Raw genomic sequence first — 18,027 nt, 5'->3', positions numbered from 1 at the left:
AGTCCGGCTGCTGTCCGCAAAATATCATTCAAGTGGTGGCGACAAGATCAGGCTTGCGCGTCTTTTTCGTCATCGCTGCTTGGGCGGCGGTGATAAAGGACAAACATCACGATCAGGGTAAGTGCCAAGCTATACCAGGTGATGGCATATTCCAGATGGTTGTTGGGCAACTCAACCTTGGCCTGCCCGCCAATCGGCAATCCGCCCGGGATCGGCGTATCGTCGAGTTCGAGATAATACGGGCTTGCAAGGTCCGCACCGGTATCTTCGGCCATGTGATTGACATCGACATAGAACCACTGATTACGGATGGCGTCATTTTCCGGCTGCGCCCAATGCTTTTCACTTGGCAGGCGCAAAACACCCGACACACGCACCGGACCCTCGATCAGGCTGTCGGGGCGGGTTTCAGGTTCGCGGTAATCCTGCGGCACCCAGCCACGATTGACCAGAATGATGCGGCCATCTTCCTGTTCAAGCGGGGTGATCAACTGAAAACCGACATTGCCGCGCCGGGTGCGCGCCATCAGGTATTTTTCCTGATCGTTCAGGTAACGACCTTCGGCATAGGCTGCGCGAAACGCCATATCGGGATCAAGCACGGTATCGGTCGGCACGGCAATTGGCGGCATTTGTGCCTGCGCCTGGCGCATTTCGATCAGGTCTTTTTTCAAGAACAGTCTGTCAACCTGCCAGGAACCAAGCCCCAAAAGAATGATCAGAGACAGTCCGGCGGAAATTTTCATCGCCAGACTGGGACGCGTTTTAAGAAGTGGCATGAAGGGTCAGTCCTGTTCGGATGTCGATCGGTGGCGGTATTGCAGCGCCACCATGATGCCTTTAAGCGGCCTTAGCAAGACCAGCGTCAAACCAATGATCACCGGCCCCCACACAACCGCGTGCAGCCAGAGTGGAGGCACATAGGTCATTTCAACCCATAGCGCCATCGGCACCACCAGAAATCCGAGAATAAAGATGATGAAAACAGCCGGACCATCACCGGAATCATGGCCGCGCAAATCCAGTCCGCAAACCTCGCAGGTTTCGCGCACTGTCAAATAGCCCGAAAACAACTTTCCCCCACCGCAGCGGGGGCATTTGCATGCCAACCCGGTACGAATGGGGGAAAGGTTTGGATAATAATCATCCATGATCTTGTGTCTGACCTGACGGGTGGCTTATTCGCCACCCCAGATGTAAACGGCAAAGAACAGGAACAGCCATACGACGTCAACAAAGTGCCAGTACCAGGCTGCCGCTTCGAGACCAAAGTGATGATCCTGCTTGAAGCCATCTTTCATGGCACGCACAAGGCAAACCGCCAGGAACACCGTACCGACAAACACGTGGAAACCATGGAAACCGGTCGCCATGTAGAAGGTCGAGGAATAGATGTTGTCAGAGAAGCCAAATGCCGCGTGGCTGTACTCATAGGCCTGCAGGAACAGGAAGATGACTCCAAGGCCCACGGTCAATGCCAGTCCCTGAACCAGATCCTTTTTCTTGCCTTCCAGGATGCCATGATGCGCCCATGTCAGGGTACAGCCAGACAACAGCAGGATCAGGGTATTAAGGAACGGCAGATCCCACGGATCAAGCACTTCAACGCCTGCGGGCGGCCATTCGGTCACACCGGGGCTGAAGATCACAAACGCATTGTGGAAGAACGCCCAGAAGAAGGCGACAAAGAACATCACCTCGGATGCGATGAACAGCGACATGCCATAACGCAGGCCAATCTGAACGACCTTGTTATGATAGATGCGTGATTCGCTGATCACGTTGCTCCACCAACGGAACATCACAAACAGAATGCCTGCAATGCCGATCGCTGCCAGCCAGAAGTCAGCCGGCGCACGATCCGAATGCATGAACATGACCATGCCACCAGTAAACAGACCTGCGGCTGCGGCTGCTACCAGCGGCCACGGGCTCGGGTCCACCAGGTGGAACGGATGTTTCTGAGCATGATCACTCATTCCTTGTCCCCCTCAATCCTTACAAAAGAAACTCAAGTTCGCTTTGTTAAACAGAGACAGCAAATCGCATGACTGCGATCTGTCAGCCTCCCTGATCTTCGTTCCTGCCAACCGCTTCGAACGATGCCTCGGATTTGAAGAAAGTGTATGACAGGGTAATCGTCTTCACGTCTTGGGTATTGATGTCTTCGGCAATCGCCGGATCGACATAGAAACTGACCGGCATGTCAACGCGCTCGCCCGGTTGAAGGGTTTGCTCGTCAAAACAGAAACATGCGATCTTGCTGAAATACTGCCCGGCTTTGAGCGGCGTCACATTATAGACAGCCTGACCGGTGATCGGCTTGACCGACATGTTTTCGGCCATGTAATAGGCCAGATTGTCTTCGCCCAGACGGACGGTGATTTCACGCTGTTCGGGTTTGAACTGCCACGGCAAGCCGGAATTCACATCGGCGTTGAACCGGACCTTGATGGTCTTTTCCGAGACTTCAACGCCGGTGTCTTTGCCCACCTGCGGCGTGCCGCCAAATCCGGTTACCTGACAAAACAGCTCATAAAGCGGAACCGACGCATAGGACAGGCCAATCATGCCGCCAACGACGGCGGCACAACTCAGCATCACGCGCTTGTTGCGCTTCTTTACTGTATCTGTGTGTTGTTGATCAGCCATGGTTTCCTAGCTCATCTTCAAAATGGTTATGGCAAAGAACAGCACAATCAGGCTGGTCAAAATCACCAAAAACGCCCAGTTCTTCTTTTTACGCTTGGCGTAAAACGCTTCGAGTTCGGCTTTGCTCATTTTGGGGTGCTCCGTCATACGATGAACCCGCCAAGCCAGACATCTGCAACCATCGCCCCAAACAGGACAAACAGATACAAAATGGAATATCCAAACATCTTGTGCGGCGCGCGTTCTTCGGCGTTGCGCAAAACCCGTACCGCATGGCGCAGGAACCAAAGCCCGGTCAGACCCGCCGTCACGGCGTAAATCGTTCCTAGCAATCCGGTCGCGACCGGAACAAAGGTCACCGGCAAAAGCAGAATGGTATAAACCAGCATCTGCTTTTTGGTTGCGGCGTCACCGGCAACCACCGGCATCATGGGAACACCGACCTTGGCATAGTCGCCGCACCGAAACAGTGCCAGCGCCCAAAAATGCGGCGGTGTCCACATAAAGATAATCATGAACAGCGCGATTGAATTGATATCAATCCCGCCCGTCACCGACGCCCAGCCGATCATCGGGGGAAAGGCCCCGGCGGCACCGCCGATGACGATATTCTGTGGTGTGCTGCGTTTCAGCCAGATGGTGTAGACGAACACGTAAAACGCTATCGATACAGCCAGCAAAACCGCAGCAGCAATATTGATGGCAACCGCCATGATCGTGACCGAAACAATCGACAGCGCAATGCCAAGAGACAAGGCCTCGTCGGCGGGCACGCGCCCGGCCGGGATCGGTCGGTTTTGGGTACGTTTCATGTGGATATCGATATCACGATCATACCACATGTTAATGGATGCCGCGGCACCACTGGCGATAGCGATACAGGCGATTGCGACGAGTCCCAGAAACGGATGGATCGAACCCGGGGCAATCAGCAACCCCACAGCACCGGTGAAAACCACAAGCGTCATCACACCGGGTTTGAGCAACGCGATATAGTCACGCACATCCGAAACCGGCAGGGATACTGCGTTTTCAAGCGCTAGGGTCTGATCTGCAACCTGCTTGGTCATTGAACTCTGGTCTTCTCGTTTGGGGCGGTAGGATGCCCCCCGCAAACCGGGGCCTGCGGGGGACTTAAACCAGGATCACTTACTTGATACGTGGCAGTTCGTCAAAGGTATGGAACGGCGGCGGAGAGCTGACGGTCCATTCCAGTGTATCTGCACCTTCCCCGTACGGGTTTGCTTCGGCCTTCTTGCCACGGATGAAGGCATGCGCCACCACACCAAGGAAGAAGATCGTCGCCGCAAACGAGATATAGGCACCATAAGACGAAACCATGTTCCATCCGGCAAACGCATCCGGGTAGTCGGCATAACGACGCGGCATGCCGGCAAGCCCCAGGAAGTGCTGCGGGAAGAAGGTCAGGTTGACGCCAATGAAGAAGAGCCAGAAGTGGATCTTCGCACCGAGATCGGAAATCTCGTAGCCCGACATTTTGCTGAACCAATAGTAGAAGCCAGCAAAGATCGAGAAGACAGCGCCAAGCGACAGAACATAGTGGAAGTGCGCCACAACGAAATAAGTGTCATGCAGCGGCAGATCCATGCCCGAGTTCGCCAGAATCACACCTGTCACACCGCCCACAGTAAACAGGAAGATGAAACCGATTGCCCAAAGCATCGGAGCCCGCAAGGTGATCGAGCCCCCCCACATGGTCGCGATCCACGAAAAGATCTTAACCCCGGTCGGCACCGCAATCACCATCGTCGCTGCGGTAAAGTATGCACGGGTATCAACATCCAAGCCCACCGTGTACATATGGTGCGCCCACACGATGAAGCCGACAACACCGATTGCCACCATCGCATAGGCCATCCCGAGATAACCGAAGATCGGCTTGCGCGAGAAGGTCGAGATGATGTGGCTGATGATGCCAAAGCCCGGCAGGATCATGATGTACACTTCTGGATGACCAAAGAACCAGAACAGGTGCTGATACAGGATCGGGTCACCGCCACCGGCCGGATTAAAGAAATCCGTACCAAAGTTACGGTCGGTCAGAAGCATGGTGATCGCGCCACCAAGTACCGGCACCGCCAGCAGCAGCAAGAATGCCGTCACCAGCATTGCCCAAGCAAAAAGCGGCATCTTATGCAGGGTCATGCCCGGCGCACGCATGTTAAAGATGGTGGTAATGAAGTTCACCGCACCAAGGATCGAGCTGGCACCGGCAAGGTGAAGGGCAAAGATCGCCATATCCACCGAGGCATCCGGATGGCCAAGCACACTTGAAAGTGGCGGATAAACCGTCCAGCCGGTGCCGGCACCACTGCCGACAACAGCCGACAGCATCAGCAGGATAAAGGCCGGAACAATCAGCCAGAACGAAATGTTGTTCAAACGCGGGAACGCCATATCCGGCGCGCCAATCATGATCGGAACAAACCAGTTGCCAAAGCCGCCAATCATCGCGGGCATGACAACAAAGAACACCATGATCATGCCGTGTGCGGTCACAAGCACGTTAAAGAATTGCGGGTCATCAATGACCTGGGTTCCCGGTTGTGCCAGTTCCATACGGAACCAGACCGAAAACGCACCACCGATCAAACCGGCAAGCACTGAGAAGATTAGATAAAGAGTCCCGATATCCTTGTGGTTGGTCGACAGGAACCAACGGGTAAAGAAGCCGGGGGTATGATCGTGATCATGTGTTTCAGCGTGAGCCATCAATCTCTCCCTCACTCTGCCGATGCCACTGATACCGCAGACGGCAGATCAGCAGATGCGAACTGTTCTTGGGCCTTGGCTACCCAGGCTTCGTATTCTTCCATGGTAACGGCCTTAACCGCGATCGGCATATATGCGTGGTTCACACCACACAGTTCCGAACACTGACCATAGAATGTCGTACCGGCATACTCAGCTGGAATGCGGGTCCAGGTTTCGTTCAGTCGGCCGGGAACGGCATCAAGCTTGATGAACAGCGACGGCATCGCCCAGTTATGGATCACGTCGTCTGACGTCATGATCAGACGGATGTTTTGATCAACCGGCAGGACAACGGGATTGTCCACATCCAGAAGGCGCTTCTTGCCTTCGGCAATGGCGGTTTCCTGATCGATCATAAGCGAATCAAAGGTGAAGTTGCCGTTATCGGGGTACTCATATGTCCAGTACCACTGCTTGCCGATAATCTTGAGCGTAAGATCGGCATCCTCGACACGGTCTGCAAAATACAGCAGGCGGAAAGAGGGGATCGCGATAACAAGAAGAATAAGCACCGGAACAACCGTCCAGACCACTTCAAGAAGGGTATGGTGCGTTGTTTTCGATGGGACCGGGTTGCGTTTCGCGCTGAAGCGATAAAGCACAAACAGCAGCAAAGCCAAGACGATCACGGTAATGATCACCATCAACCACGTAACGAGATTAAAGAATTTCTGGCCTTCAACAGCCACAGGCGAAACCGGATCCTGCAGCCCAAGCTGCCAGGGTTCAGGTTGACCAACAGCCGCAAGTGCTGCGCCATCAAACCCGGTAAGTACCGCCAATCCCAACAGAAGGATGGGAAATAGCTTCTTGATCGACATGCGAATCTGCCCCCTCGCATTACATCTCAAGGCGATATGCCTCACTCTTCCCCACCCCCGTCTGCTTTTGTTGACCCGGCGTCATGTGCCCTGCGGGGGACATTTCACCGCTTCAACCAAAGATTAAAAATCAACGGGCCGGAGCATTTCCTCTGACATATCTTATTCTTAAATAGCCTGCACATGAAAGTACATTGGTAACGCAGGCAAATAGCGTATCTTCGACACCTGTTCCAGAAAAAACCTCGCTGCGTTGCACAAAAAATGTATTTGATAATCCATCAAATTAGCGCGGTGGTTTTGGCTGAAATCGTTCTAAACACCCACCCTTGGATAGAAAAACCGCCATTCCGCATGGCCGATTTTCACCTTTCCAACGAATGCTGCTTTGCAATATATGCGCAAAACTCGTTAGAATCACTTCAACCAATGGCTAAAGCCATTTCTTTTCAATTCCTACGCAATCCGCACATTGCCGGATCAACATGACGTTACGTCATCCTGACAGCGTCCTGATCCGGGCTGATTTTTCGCAAAAGCCCCCTCCAGGATCGATTTTCGCAACGATTCGGATACAGGCCTGACGCAGGCCTTAAGAAACCAAATGCAAAAATACTGTCCGAACCCTTTAATTGAGCGGACTTTTCCCCAATATCACGGATAGAAATTCGGTTGGATATATCAGCTTTGCCGACTATTCTACCAAAACGTATGCATTCCCGATGTTCCGTGCACCGCAACCAGCCAGGTTGCTGCCCGATGCAGACGGTTCAAAGACAGAGGTTCGTCTATGGCACGCTCAGGAAGTAAAAGACTATTTACCGCGGAAATGCGGTTGCTCAACAAACTCGAAACCATGAGCGACATGGTCGCCTTGCCGACCGACATGCCGACTGATGCGAATGGCTCTGTCGGTGGCGCCGACATTTCGAGCCTGCATACCGCAATAGAGGATCTCAAGCTTGAACTGCTTACCGACATCCGCGTGATGATCGAAGAGCAGAAAAAGGCGAACAAGGCAATCGACCCGGAAGACGACGAACAGGTCGACGCGCGCAATGAGCTGCGTCTGGTGAAAAACGAAGTTCGCGCCCTTGCCAATTCCATTCAGGAAACAAAACGCGAAATCGCCGCCCTTTATACCGCGCCCGAAGATGACAGCGGAACGCGCCTTAACATCGTCAAGGGCGAGCTTGATTCTGTTGTTGCGGCAACAGAGGATGCGACGGCAAACATTCTTGAAACCGTTGAGAAAATTGACGCTGTTGCCCACAATATTCGATCCGCCGCCACAGACGACTACACCCAGGGCCTGGCCGACGATATCGTTGAACTGGTCGTGAAGGTCTTTGAATCCTGTAACTTCCAGGATCTTACCGGGCAGCGGATCACCAAAGTCGTCAACACCATGAAATATATCGAGGAACGCGTGAACCGCGTGATCGAGATTTGGGGCGAAGACGACTTTGGCGACTTCGATCTTCCGCCAGATCCCAAAGGCCTCGACAATCTGGATAAAACCGTCACCAAGGCGCCACAGAATGCCAATCGCGTGTCGCAGGATGAAGTTGATCAGATTTTCTCGCAGGAAGAAATCGACGCGCTGTTTGATTGATCTTCATTCAATCCGAAACGAAAAACGCCTGCCGATGAGGCAGGCGTTTGTTTTTTGGCCCGGTATTAAAGCAATATACTTTAAGCGTGGCCAGCATCCCCCGAAAGTAATTCCGGCGCAAAACCGAGCTTGGAAAACGCCTGTTCCCACTTGTCTTCGCAGTCGATGTCAAACAGAAGATCGGCATCTGCATCTACATGCAGCCAGCCATTGGCAAGAATTTCACTTTCCAGTTGCCCGCTGCGCCACCCGGCATATCCCAATGCCAGAATGCGGCTTTCCGGGCCTTCGCCAACGGCGATCTGTTCAAGAATATCCACAGTGGCGGTCACCGAAACACCATGATCAACATGCAGTGTTGCTTCGTTGGAAAAGTCGGTTGAATGCAGAACAAAGCCACGACTGCTTTCGACCGGCCCGCCAAAATGTACCTGAATATCTTCAATCGTCGGCGCAGGCCGCGCAATGCCAAGCTGTTCAAGCAGTTCCGGGAAGGTAATACTGTCGATCAGGCGGTTGATCACCAGCCCCATCGCCCCGTCCTTATTGTGCGCACAGATATAGACCACACTTTGCGAGAAACGCGGATCACGCATGCCCGGCATCGCTACCAACAGCTTGCCGCCGAGATAATCACCCGTGCCTATACCTTCTGCCATGTCGCAACTCTCTTTATCCTGTTTCACAGAGCCTAGCGCGAATACCTGCCCATTTCCATCAAGAACCCGGAAAACCGTGTTTTTTTTGTCGTTTGACATTCCGGATTCCCATATACCTCATGTAGGTAGGAACGCACTGCCATGGCAATGGATCCGTCTCGTTTTGCGTTGGATCAGGACAAGTCCCTGTCGGCATGTGCTAGTGATAGGGCGTTCACACAGTCGTGGCTTGATTTGAACGGGGACTGGAATTACGCCTCTTCTGTGCCACAAGTTTGGCCAACACTGCGCAAATCGGTTTTTCGTGCTTAAGGAACAACACGTGCTCCGCCACCTTATCACCCGCTTGGCTCTTTTGATTGCCATCTGCCTTTCATCGATCGGTGCAAGTTCTGTTGCACTGGCTGCATCGGATATGGCAACCGACTGGGTCGATGAGGACTTCACGTCAGTCCGCCTGATCAGTGCGCAAACCGAAACTGGCGGCAAACAGACACTCCGTCTTGGCCTTGAATACGAACTGCAACCCGACTGGAAGATTTACTGGCGCAGCGCAGGCGATGCCGGTTTCCCGCCGCAACTTGACTGGACCGGCTCAGAAAATGTCGGCGACGCAAACATCCTTTGGCCGGCCCCTCACCGCTTTTCGATCTTTGGCCTCGAAACATTCGGCTACAAGGAGCACATCATTCTGCCGATTGATGTTGCGATCCCCGATCCGGCCCAGCCGGTCGCGATCCGCCTTGATGTCGATTATCTGGTGTGCAGCGACATCTGCATTCCGGCAACTGCCAGCTTTGATCTTGATATCCCGGCAAGTGCCGCCGCTGGTGCAGGCACCTCGATCGCAAGCAACCACGCCCACCAGATCGAAAAATTTGTTTCCAAGGTGCCGCTGCGGGGCACCGGCCTTCCCATCGAAGTTACCAGTATTTCCAGCATCAATCAGGGCAATGCACACAGCCTGCGTCTGGGTGTTCGTGGTCTTGATGATGCCGGGGTCGGTATTGACGACATCGTGATCGAAAGCGACCTGCGTGCGGGCTTCGGGCTGCCCGAACCGCAAACGACCGCGACGGGCAGCAACGAGGATGTTCAGTATTTCGATTTGACTGTCATGGGCCTGGCCGAAGACCAGACACTGAAAGATCAGCCGGTCACCGTCACCGTCATCGCCGGTCCGCTTTCGGTAGAGCAAAACCTTGTTGTCGGTGACGGCAAAGCAGCCACAAACACAGCATCCAGTACGGGCGCAACGGCGGGCATGAGTTTCGCGATGATCGGATTGTTCGCCCTGCTTGGCGGCTTGATCCTCAATGTCATGCCCTGTGTCTTGCCGGTTCTGTCTATCAAGGTCATGTCGGCCCTTAAGGCCCGCGAACAGGACATCAATCGGGTGCGCATCGGTTTCCTTGCCAGTGCCGCCGGGATCATTACCTCCTTCTGGGTGATTGCCGCTGTTCTGGTCGGCATCAAACTGGCCGGGGGCACCATTGGCTGGGGCATTCAGTTCCAGCAACCGCTGTTCCTGACCGTTATGACGATTATTCTCGCCCTGTTTGCGTTGAATATGTGGGGGCTGTTTGAAATTTCCGGCCCGGATCAGCTTGGCAACGCGGCAAATGACGCTATCACACGCAGCGAAAGCCACGGCCACCATATCAGCAGCAACTTCCTGACCGGCATGTTTGCCACCTTGCTGGCAACCCCTTGCTCTGCCCCGTTCCTTGGCACGGCGGTTGGTTTTGCACTGGCGGGCAGTGTTTTTGATATCTTCTGGATCTTTACCTTGCTGGGGATCGGCTTGGCGCTACCGTATTTTGCCATCGCCATCCAACCGCGTGTGGCCCATATCCTGCCCAAACCCGGTCGCTGGATGAATGGTGTCAAAGTTGTTCTGGGCCTTGCCCTGATCGGCACGGCGATCTGGCTTCTGGGCATTCTGTCGGTTCAGATCGGCATGGGTGGTGCGATTGCTGTCGGGCTTGGCCTGATTTTGGGCAGCGTCTTTATCTGGGCCCGCAAACGCACATCAAACCTGCGTCCACGCTTTGCCTTTACGTCGCTGGCGGTACTGGGCTTCTTGGTTGCACTGTTTGCGCCCGGCTTTTCACAACCGCCGTCGTCGCCAAGCGCATCATCGGACAATGGCACGCTTGTCTGGCAGGCGTTTGCACCTGAAACCATTGATCGTTTGGTTGCCGATGGAAAGACGGTCGTGATCGATGTTACGGCGGAATGGTGTGTGACCTGTCAGGTCAACAAAAAGCTGGTTCTTGAAAAGCCCGACGTCCGAAACGCCTTGATGCAGGATGATGTTGTCCTGATGCAGGCCGACTGGACCCGTCCGGATCAAAAGATTGCCGATTACCTTGCCTCTTATGGCCGGTTTGGCATCCCGTTCAATGCGGTATTTGGTCCGGGGGCACCGGATGGCATTTTGCTTTCGGAGTTGCTCGGTGTGGACGAGGTTTTAAGCGCGCTTGAAGATGCAAACGGTTCGGCAAGCCTTGCCAGTTCCGTTCAGTGATCACATCTGATTGGGAACGCGTAGTGTTTTGTTTCCGCTCCTGCGAGAGCGCAGGCGTTAAGGTGCACACAGGCCCAAAATTGCTGCCAATTCAAGTCAGGCAGATGAAACCTGTTAAAAACTCTGCGTGAAAGCATTGAATGCCAAGCAGATTTGGTGTTTGATTCCGGCATGCGATCCATCGCGCAGTCAACGGGATTGCGCCAAATAACGGAGACACCCATGACCATTTCAGTCGGTTCCGAACTCCCGGAAGTTACCCTTTTCCGCGCAACCAGCGACGGTCCGGAAGCCGTCAATTCCAAGGAATTCTTCGCAGGTCGCAAAGTTGTCCTGTTTGCCGTACCGGGTGCTTTCACCCCGACCTGCTCGGCCAAACACCTTCCGGGCTTTGTTGCCAAAGCCGATGAGATCAAAGCCAAAGGTGTCGATGAGATTGCCTGCCTTGCATCAAACGATGCCTTTGTTCTTCAGGCTTGGGCCGATGCGGAAAAGGCCAACGACGTCACCATGCTTTCGGACGGGGATCTGGCGTTTGTCGACGCGACCGGGCTTGGACTTGATCTGACCGGCCGCGGCCTTGGCAAGCGCGCCAACCGTTTCGCCATGATTGTCGAAGACGGCAAAGTCACCGACATTGCCGTCGAAGAACCGGGCGCGTTTGAAGTTTCAAGTGCCGAAGCTGTTCTGAAAAAGCTTTAAAACCGGAAAGTTTCCCGCAACAAGCGCTTAAAGCTCCGCAATCATTTGCGGAGCTTTTTGCTTTGAATGTAGGGAACAATAGTGCCTGATCAGCGCGGAAGCAGAACCGGTATCGGGTCTTCCTTGCTGTCATAATCGCATTCAAAGGTCGGGTTGGTGTGCTTGGCAATGAAATGCACAACACCTTCCCGGAAACTGTCCTTGATCGGTGACCAGCTCATATAGACCCCGCCACGGGTGTCATATTCGCGAATATCCGGATCTCGCATCAGTTCAGAAAAACTGTGTCCAAGATCTTCTGTTGCACCGGCCACCAGCCAAGACGGCTTCAGGCCACCATGCCACAGCAAGTAAACGCCACCGACCCCATCCAGGCTAAGCTCTGAAATATCGTCGATCATGAACAGGCGGTAGTACTCCCCACGTGGGCTTTTTCGCCATTTTATGTCTTGTGCCTTTGGCTGGCGAATAGCACCGAGAGACCAAAATCCCATATTAACCTCCAAGCACGCCAAAACGCGTGCAACCGTATGTCACACGCATCCCAACATAGCTTCTTATTCTTATAGGTAAGAACTTACCTTACATATGTAAACTTTTGATTGACAAATGACTGGGCGAAAACGCCCGAGGCGCTCTTTGCCAAGAAGATATAGCTCACGCTACTACCTTAAATCACAGCACAAAACCAAGCATTTTTCGAATTATTCGAACAACTTGTCGATATCGTCCTGGCTGATGCCTTCCCCTTCGAGCTGCGGACCATTCAAAAGGTCTGCATCCTCGGGCCGTGATTCTTCTTCGACCTCAGGAACCGGCAATTCGGCAAACGCATCTTCACCCCAGATCGAGATCATGTTGTGGACGCGCTCTTCAACGAACTCAAGCGTGCTGACCACCTTGTTGATGCGCTGGCCGGTAATGTCCTGGAAGTTACAGGCTTCAAAGATCTTGGTCACGATGAAGGCAATCTGTTCAACGTGATCGGCGACAAAATCGCTCGGTGCCGAGTTTTTAAGCGTCATCGTCAGATCGTCAATCTGCTCGGCGGATTCCAGAATGGTATGGGTCGCCATTTCGGTATCCTTGACGATGGCATCAAGTTCCGAGGTCGCACTTACCAATCGGTCATCCTGCGCCTTTGGATGGCGCAGCGACGCAATCTGAACCTTTGCCCGGTGGATGTGCTCGTTCATTTCCGCGATCTGGGTACGGATCAGTTCCAGATCGTCACGATCGGGCTCTGCCGCCCCCGGGCGATTGGAGTGGGTTGGGTTACTTGAAACCGGTTCGGGCAACTCATCCATCGGCGCATCGTTTGATGCAAACGGGGTGGCGACATCACTGGCCGGAACACCACCGGATGCCACTGCCTGACGCAGTTGCGAAACTTCCCCACGCAGTGCTCTGATTTCATCAAGAACAGCCTGGGTAATACCGGATGTTTCCGGGGCACTCGTCGCTGCCGGCAAGGATGCCTGCATCGGTTCCCCTGCCCCCATGCCGCTTTCCAGCGTCGGGTCAAAAAAGGAGTCAGACCAATCCTCAACCACACCACCGGTGCGTTCTTTAAGACGACGTTCAGCAGTGAATACTTTTTGCACGCGACGAGACATAACTGACTTTAACCCTCCGGAACGGACGTACGTCCGATCACTAAATCCCCAAACGCACCTTTTTGACGGCGTTCATTACTATTACGGCAAGTATAAGGGTGCAGATTGCGACAAGTCCAATGGGTTTCAAGTCCAAGTCTTTGAAAAAGAACACCCCGGCCAAAAGACCGGGGTGCTCCAAAAGGTCAGGTTGCGTTGGTTATCAAGCTGTTTCAGGCTTCCAGCGCAAAACCGGCTTACGTGCAGCTGCCGTTTCATCAAGGCGTCTGCGCGGGGTCAGATACGGCGCATTCTTGAAGAATTCTGCATCGCCCGACTCGGCCTTGGCCACAAGCGACAGAATCGCATCACAGAACTGATCGATCGATTCCTTGGTTTCGGTCTCGGTCGGTTCGATCAGCAACGCCCCATGAACCACCAGCGGGAAATACATCGTCATCGGGTGGAACCCTTCGTCGATGATTGCCTTGGCCAGATCCAGCGTCGAAACACCGGTATCTTTCAGGAAGCCGTCGTCAAACAGGGCTTCATGCATGCAATAGCCCGGGAAGGCCACACTGAGCTTGTCCTTAAGACGCGCCAGCAGGTAGTTGGCATTAAGAACCGCATCACCCGATGCCTGACGCAGGCCATCTGCACCATGGCTTTTCATATAGGTCAGCGCACGAATGAACATGCCCATCTGACCATGGAAGCCCTTCAGACGGCCAAACGGCTTCATGCCGTCTTCTTCGTCTGCGGTTTCGACCAGATGGAAACCATCACCCTTTTTCACCACATACGGGATCGGGGCAAACGGTGCCAGTGCCTCGGAAAAGACAACAGGTCCTGAACCCGGTCCACCGCCGCCATGCGGGGTCGAGAACGTCTTGTGCAGGTTGATATGCATCGCATCAATGCCAAGGTCTGCCGGGCGCACCCGACCGACAATGGCGTTGAAGTTCGCACCATCGCAATAGAAATAGCCACCCGCTTCATGCACCAGATCGGCAATCTTGCGCACATCACGTTCAAACAGGCCGCAGGTATTCGGGTTGGTCAGCATGATGCCAGCCACATCGTCGCCAAGCTTGGCTTCAAACGCTGCCAGATCAACACGGCCGTCTTCGGTCGCGGGGATCGAATCAACTGTAAAGCCACAGGCGGCTGCGGTTGCCGGGTTGGTCCCGTGGGCTGATTCCGGCACCAATACACGACGACGGTTTTCACCGCGTGCATCAAGGGCCGCGCGAATGGCCATCATGCCGCAAAGCTCGCCCTGTGCACCCGCTGCCGGGGACATGGAAACCGCCGGCATGCCGGTCAGGACCAGAAGCCAATGCGCACATTGGTCAATCAGTTCCAACGCACCCTGAACGGTGCTTTCGGGCTGCATCGGATGCAGATCGGCAAGACCGGGCAAACGCGCGACTTTTTCGTTCAGGCGCGGGTTATGCTTCATCGTGCACGAACCAAGCGGGAAGAAACCGGCATCAATGCCATAGTTCTTCTGCGACAGGCGCGTGAAGTGACGCACGACTTGCGGCTCCGAAAGCCCAGGAAGACCAACGTCGCTATCACGGTCAAGACCGCCAAGACGCGATTTGGTGCCCTTTGGTTCCGGCAAATCAACGCCGGTTCGGCCGGGCTGGCCCTGCTCGAAAATCAGCTGTTCTTCAAGAACAAGTCCACGGTTGCCGGTATGGGTTGTAAAGGTCATGCCAGCGCCTCCTTCAATGCGGACGCAAGCGCCGCGATATCCTCGTCGGTGTTGGTTTCGGTGACCGCAACCAACAGGTAGTTGTCCAGATCCGAACGGTTCGGATACAGGCGCGACAGCGGCACACCGGCAAGGATGCCCTTGGCAACCAGTGCTTCAACCACTTCGGCGGCCGGCTTGGAAAGCTTCACGGTGAATTCGTTAAAGAAGCTGTCATTAACCACAGATGCGCCTTCAACGGCGTCAATTGCATCCGCCGCCTTGCAGGCATTTTCATGGTTCAAGGTCGCCAGACGGCGATAACCGTCTTCACCCAGCAGGCTCATATGCACCGTAAAGGCCAACGAACACAGGCCCGAGTTGGTGCAGATGTTCGAGGTCGCCTTTTCACGGCGGATATGCTGTTCGCGGGTCGACAGCGTCAGAACAAAGCCACGCTTGCCGTCCTGATCAACCGTTTCACCACACAGGCGGCCCGGCATCTGACGCACGAGCTTTTGCGTGGTGGCAAACAGACCGACATACGGCCCACCATAATTCAGCGCATTACCGATCGACTGGCCTTCGCCGCAAACGATGTCTGCGCCAAAGCTGCCCGGTGATTTCACTGCACCAAACGCCACCGCCTCGGTAAAGACCACCACCAGAAGCGCACCCTTGGCATGGCAAAGATCGGCCAACTGGGTGTGATCCTGAATGCGGCCAAACACGTCCGGATACTGCACCACGACACACGCAGTCTGATCATCAATCAGATCGTTGAGTTCTTCGGCAGTTGCCTGATGTTCCGGATGCCCATCGCGCCCGGCAACTTCGGTGTCGCTGTACTGGCAATAAGTTTCGGTCACTTCGCGGTAATGCGGGTGCAGACCACCCGAAAGAACTGCCTTCTTGCGACGGGTCGCACGGCAGGCCATCAGAACCGCTTCGGCACAGGATGTCGCACCATCCCACATCGACGCGTTGGCAACATCCATCCCGGTGATCGAGGCAACCTGGGTCTGGAATTCAAACAGGTATTGCAGTGTCCCTTGCGCGATTTCCGGCTGATACGGGGTATAGGCGGTCAGGAATTCACCGCGCTGGATCACGTAATCAACCGTCGCCGGGACATGGTGGCGATAGGCACCCGCGCCCAGGAAACTGGGCACGCTTGATGCGCCCATGTTTTTGGCGGCCAAGGCCATCATATCGCGTTCGACCTGCATTTCGCCAAGGTGGGATGGCAAATCAACAGGTGCATCAAGCAACGCGCCGTCCGGCACATCACAGTAAAGTTCATCAACCGATGATGCCCCGATGGTATCAAGCATCGCAGCACGATCAGCGCGTGTCAGTGGGAGATAACGCATGTTTTAAAGGCCTTCGACGAAGTCTTTGTAGGCAGCTTCATCCATCAGCTCATCAAGCTGGGATTCATCGGTCAGTGTCATTCTAAAGAACCAGCCATCCGATTCCGGGGCTTCATTGACCAGTGCAGGATTGTCATCAAGCTCTTCGTTGACCTCGACAATTTCACCATCGAGCGGGGCGTAAACGTCGCTGGCGGCCTTGACCGATTCAACAACCGCGGCGTCGCCATCCTTGGTCAGTTTCTTGCCAACTTCCGGCAGCTCGACATAGACGATATCGCCCAGCGACTGCTGCGCGTAATCGGTAATGCCAACGGTTGCCACACCGTCTTCAAGCTCGATCCATTCATGTTCCTGCGAAAATTTCTTAGTCATCTTCCATTGTCCCTGTTGATCAATTCAGTGCCAATGCAGCGTAGCGCCGCTCTCTCTATGATAAATTCTGGTTCTCAACCGCGGAAATAACGATGCGGCGCGAACGGAAGTTCGACCACCTCGGCCGGCCGCGCCTTGCCGCGCACCATAAGATCGACCTTGGTACCCGGTTCGGCAAATTCAATCGCGACATACCCCATGGCAATCGGGCCATCGACGGTCGGGCCAAACCCGCCCGAGGTGATCTCGCCGATGTCTTCGCCATCTGCGTTCAAAATCTGGGTGTGTTCGCGTGCCGGTGCCTTGCCTTCGGGCTTGATGCCGACACGTTTGCGATCCGCACCGTGTTCAAGCTGATCAAGGATCACATCCGCGCCCTTGAAGCCACCTTCGGCCCGGCGACGTTTGTTGATGATCCAGTTCAGATCCCCTTCAACCGGGGTCGTGGTGGTATCAATGTCGTTCCCATACAGGCAAAGACCCGCTTCGAGACGCAGTGAGTCACGTGCACCAAGGCCAATCGCCTCGACCTCGTCCTCGGCCAGCAGCTTGCGTGCAAGCGCCTCGGCATCGGCGTTGGGTACGGAAATCTCATAACCGTCTTCGCCGGTGTAACCCGAACGGGTCACAAAGCACGGACTGCCAGCGATGTCGACTTCGGCAAAGCTCATGAATTTCAGATCGGTAACAGATGGCGCAAAGCGTGCCAGAACCTTGGCCGCTTCCGGGCCCTGAAGTGCCAGAAGCGCCCGGTCATCGATTTCTTCAAGCGATACACCGTCGCCAAGATTGGCACGCATGTGAACGATATCATCGTCCTTGCAGGCCGCATTGATCACCAGAAACAGGCTGTCACCCGCATTGGTAATCATCAGATCATCAAGGATCGTGCCGTCGTCCTGGGTAAATGCGGAATAGCGGGTGCGACCGGGTTTGAGGATGGCAATATCACCGGGCACAAGCTTTTCAAGCTCGGCCACGCGGTTCTCGCCGGTCAAGCGCACCTGCCCCATATGGGACACATCAAACAGGCCTGCCTTCGCACGGGTATGAAGATGTTCGCCCTTCACACCAAGCGGATATTGCACAGGCATGGCATAGCCAGCGAACGGCACCATTTTGGCACCGAGTTCCACATGCAAATCATAAAGGGCAGTTTTTAGAAGTTCGGATTCTTGATCCGCCATCAGGTTCTCCAGGACAATCGTTGCGAAATATAGCCGACCAGTGG

The 18,027-nt window shown here is 54.5% G+C and carries 18 protein-coding genes; 3 read left to right on the top strand and 15 right to left on the bottom strand.

Annotated features, from left to right (window positions below; genetic code table 11):
• Positions 1–47: 47 nt before the first annotated feature.
• The 8 genes from DY252_RS04310 to coxB form a co-directional block, all read right to left on the bottom strand.
• Entirely contained in the window at positions 48–779 is a 732-nt protein-coding gene (locus DY252_RS04310) for an SURF1 family protein (RefSeq protein ID WP_064787500.1), read from the bottom strand.
• Positions 780–785: 6 nt separating this feature from the next.
• Positions 786–1,151, bottom strand: a complete 366-nt coding sequence (locus DY252_RS04305) for a DUF983 domain-containing protein (protein ID WP_064787501.1) — start codon at positions 1,149–1,151, stop codon at positions 786–788.
• Between the two features lie 27 nt (positions 1,152–1,178).
• Positions 1,179–1,979 (bottom strand): cytochrome c oxidase subunit 3, encoded by an 801-nt coding sequence (locus tag DY252_RS04300; protein ID WP_064787502.1) that lies wholly within the window; start codon positions 1,977–1,979, stop codon positions 1,179–1,181.
• A gap of 82 nt (positions 1,980–2,061) precedes the next feature.
• Positions 2,062–2,652 (bottom strand): cytochrome c oxidase assembly protein, encoded by a 591-nt coding sequence (locus DY252_RS04295; RefSeq protein ID WP_064787503.1) that lies wholly within the window; start codon positions 2,650–2,652, stop codon positions 2,062–2,064.
• 6 nt (positions 2,653–2,658) lie between these two features.
• Positions 2,659–2,781: a hypothetical protein gene (locus DY252_RS22655; RefSeq protein WP_255356190.1), complete on the bottom strand. Its 123-nt coding sequence runs from the start codon at positions 2,779–2,781 to the stop codon at positions 2,659–2,661.
• Between the two features lie 14 nt (positions 2,782–2,795).
• Positions 2,796–3,722: a heme o synthase gene (gene cyoE / locus DY252_RS04290; RefSeq protein WP_008889198.1), complete on the bottom strand. Its 927-nt coding sequence runs from the start codon at positions 3,720–3,722 to the stop codon at positions 2,796–2,798.
• Between the two features lie 79 nt (positions 3,723–3,801).
• A complete protein-coding gene (gene ctaD / locus DY252_RS04285; RefSeq protein ID WP_008889197.1) occupies positions 3,802–5,385 on the bottom strand; it encodes a cytochrome c oxidase subunit I in 1,584 nt (527 codons plus the stop codon).
• 11 nt (positions 5,386–5,396) lie between these two features.
• The gene (coxB, locus tag DY252_RS04280) at positions 5,397–6,248 is read right to left on the bottom strand and encodes a cytochrome c oxidase subunit II (protein WP_064787504.1); all 852 of its coding nucleotides are present in this window, start codon (positions 6,246–6,248) and stop codon (positions 5,397–5,399) included.
• Between the two features lie 790 nt (positions 6,249–7,038).
• On the opposite strand from coxB, the gene DY252_RS04275 reads away from it, so the two are divergent.
• Complete coding sequence (locus DY252_RS04275; protein WP_245960869.1) at positions 7,039–7,863, top strand: hypothetical protein; 825 nt, start codon at positions 7,039–7,041, stop codon at positions 7,861–7,863.
• An 80-nt stretch (positions 7,864–7,943) separates the two neighbouring features.
• On the opposite strand, the gene DY252_RS04270 is transcribed toward DY252_RS04275, so the two are convergent.
• The gene (locus tag DY252_RS04270; RefSeq protein ID WP_064788244.1) at positions 7,944–8,522 is read right to left on the bottom strand and encodes a YqgE/AlgH family protein; all 579 of its coding nucleotides are present in this window, start codon (positions 8,520–8,522) and stop codon (positions 7,944–7,946) included.
• Between the two features lie 322 nt (positions 8,523–8,844).
• Here DY252_RS04270 and DY252_RS04265 point away from each other — a divergent pair, with 322 nt between their 5' ends.
• Positions 8,845–11,052, top strand: a complete 2,208-nt coding sequence (locus DY252_RS04265; protein WP_064788245.1) for a protein-disulfide reductase DsbD family protein — start codon at positions 8,845–8,847, stop codon at positions 11,050–11,052.
• Positions 11,053–11,274: 222 nt separating this feature from the next.
• The gene (locus DY252_RS04260; protein WP_008889192.1) at positions 11,275–11,754 is read left to right on the top strand and encodes a peroxiredoxin; all 480 of its coding nucleotides are present in this window, start codon (positions 11,275–11,277) and stop codon (positions 11,752–11,754) included.
• An 89-nt stretch (positions 11,755–11,843) separates the two neighbouring features.
• Here DY252_RS04260 and DY252_RS04255 read toward each other — a convergent pair whose 3' ends face one another.
• From DY252_RS04255 to gcvT, 6 genes are all read right to left on the bottom strand, one after another.
• Positions 11,844–12,248 (bottom strand): hypothetical protein, encoded by a 405-nt coding sequence (locus DY252_RS04255; RefSeq protein WP_040822685.1) that lies wholly within the window; start codon positions 12,246–12,248, stop codon positions 11,844–11,846.
• A gap of 210 nt (positions 12,249–12,458) precedes the next feature.
• Positions 12,459–13,370, bottom strand: a complete 912-nt coding sequence (locus DY252_RS04250) for a protein phosphatase CheZ (RefSeq protein WP_064787506.1) — start codon at positions 13,368–13,370, stop codon at positions 12,459–12,461.
• Positions 13,371–13,572: 202 nt separating this feature from the next.
• The gene (gcvPB, locus tag DY252_RS04245) at positions 13,573–15,069 is read right to left on the bottom strand and encodes an aminomethyl-transferring glycine dehydrogenase subunit GcvPB (RefSeq protein ID WP_008889189.1); all 1,497 of its coding nucleotides are present in this window, start codon (positions 15,067–15,069) and stop codon (positions 13,573–13,575) included.
• The gene (gcvPA, locus tag DY252_RS04240) at positions 15,066–16,421 is read right to left on the bottom strand and encodes an aminomethyl-transferring glycine dehydrogenase subunit GcvPA (RefSeq protein ID WP_064787507.1); all 1,356 of its coding nucleotides are present in this window, start codon (positions 16,419–16,421) and stop codon (positions 15,066–15,068) included. The genes gcvPB and gcvPA overlap by 4 nt, the downstream gene beginning before the upstream one ends.
• 3 nt (positions 16,422–16,424) lie before the next feature.
• Positions 16,425–16,796, bottom strand: a complete 372-nt coding sequence (gene gcvH / locus DY252_RS04235) for a glycine cleavage system protein GcvH (protein WP_008889187.1) — start codon at positions 16,794–16,796, stop codon at positions 16,425–16,427.
• 74 nt (positions 16,797–16,870) lie between these two features.
• A complete protein-coding gene (gcvT, locus tag DY252_RS04230) occupies positions 16,871–17,983 on the bottom strand; it encodes a glycine cleavage system aminomethyltransferase GcvT (RefSeq protein ID WP_064787508.1) in 1,113 nt (370 codons plus the stop codon).
• Positions 17,984–18,027: the final 44 nt, after the last annotated feature.

This window comes from Thalassospira indica, assembly GCF_003403095.1.
GTDB lineage: Bacteria > Pseudomonadota > Alphaproteobacteria > Rhodospirillales > Thalassospiraceae > Thalassospira > Thalassospira indica.
The sequence above is the reverse complement of the archived record's forward strand: the minus strand, read 5'-3'. Positions and strand labels throughout refer to the sequence as shown.

What these genes read in the sequence shown, in the direction of transcription:
- DY252_RS04310 (WP_064787500.1), bottom strand. Translation starts at nt 779, where the DNA reads ATGCCACTTCTTAAAACGCGTCCCAGTCTGGCGATGAAAATTTCCGCC.
- DY252_RS04305 (WP_064787501.1), bottom strand. Translation starts at nt 1,151, where the DNA reads ATGGATGATTATTATCCAAACCTTTCCCCCATTCGTACCGGGTTGGCA.
- DY252_RS04300 (WP_064787502.1), bottom strand. Translation starts at nt 1,979, where the DNA reads ATGAGTGATCATGCTCAGAAACATCCGTTCCACCTGGTGGACCCGAGC.
- DY252_RS04295 (WP_064787503.1), bottom strand. Translation starts at nt 2,652, where the DNA reads ATGGCTGATCAACAACACACAGATACAGTAAAGAAGCGCAACAAGCGC.
- DY252_RS22655 (WP_255356190.1), bottom strand. Translation starts at nt 2,781, where the DNA reads ATGAGCAAAGCCGAACTCGAAGCGTTTTACGCCAAGCGTAAAAAGAAG.
- cyoE (WP_008889198.1), bottom strand. Translation starts at nt 3,722, where the DNA reads ATGACCAAGCAGGTTGCAGATCAGACCCTAGCGCTTGAAAACGCAGTA.
- ctaD (WP_008889197.1), bottom strand. Translation starts at nt 5,385, where the DNA reads ATGGCTCACGCTGAAACACATGATCACGATCATACCCCCGGCTTCTTT.
- coxB (WP_064787504.1), bottom strand. Translation starts at nt 6,248, where the DNA reads ATGTCGATCAAGAAGCTATTTCCCATCCTTCTGTTGGGATTGGCGGTA.
- DY252_RS04275 (WP_245960869.1), top strand. Translation starts at nt 7,039, where the DNA reads ATGGCACGCTCAGGAAGTAAAAGACTATTTACCGCGGAAATGCGGTTG.
- DY252_RS04270 (WP_064788244.1), bottom strand. Translation starts at nt 8,522, where the DNA reads ATGGCAGAAGGTATAGGCACGGGTGATTATCTCGGCGGCAAGCTGTTG.
- DY252_RS04260 (WP_008889192.1), top strand. Translation starts at nt 11,275, where the DNA reads ATGACCATTTCAGTCGGTTCCGAACTCCCGGAAGTTACCCTTTTCCGC.
- DY252_RS04255 (WP_040822685.1), bottom strand. Translation starts at nt 12,248, where the DNA reads ATGGGATTTTGGTCTCTCGGTGCTATTCGCCAGCCAAAGGCACAAGAC.
- DY252_RS04250 (WP_064787506.1), bottom strand. Translation starts at nt 13,370, where the DNA reads ATGTCTCGTCGCGTGCAAAAAGTATTCACTGCTGAACGTCGTCTTAAA.
- gcvPB (WP_008889189.1), bottom strand. Translation starts at nt 15,069, where the DNA reads ATGACCTTTACAACCCATACCGGCAACCGTGGACTTGTTCTTGAAGAA.
- gcvPA (WP_064787507.1), bottom strand. Translation starts at nt 16,421, where the DNA reads ATGCGTTATCTCCCACTGACACGCGCTGATCGTGCTGCGATGCTTGAT.
- gcvH (WP_008889187.1), bottom strand. Translation starts at nt 16,796, where the DNA reads ATGACTAAGAAATTTTCGCAGGAACATGAATGGATCGAGCTTGAAGAC.
- gcvT (WP_064787508.1), bottom strand. Translation starts at nt 17,983, where the DNA reads ATGGCGGATCAAGAATCCGAACTTCTAAAAACTGCCCTTTATGATTTG.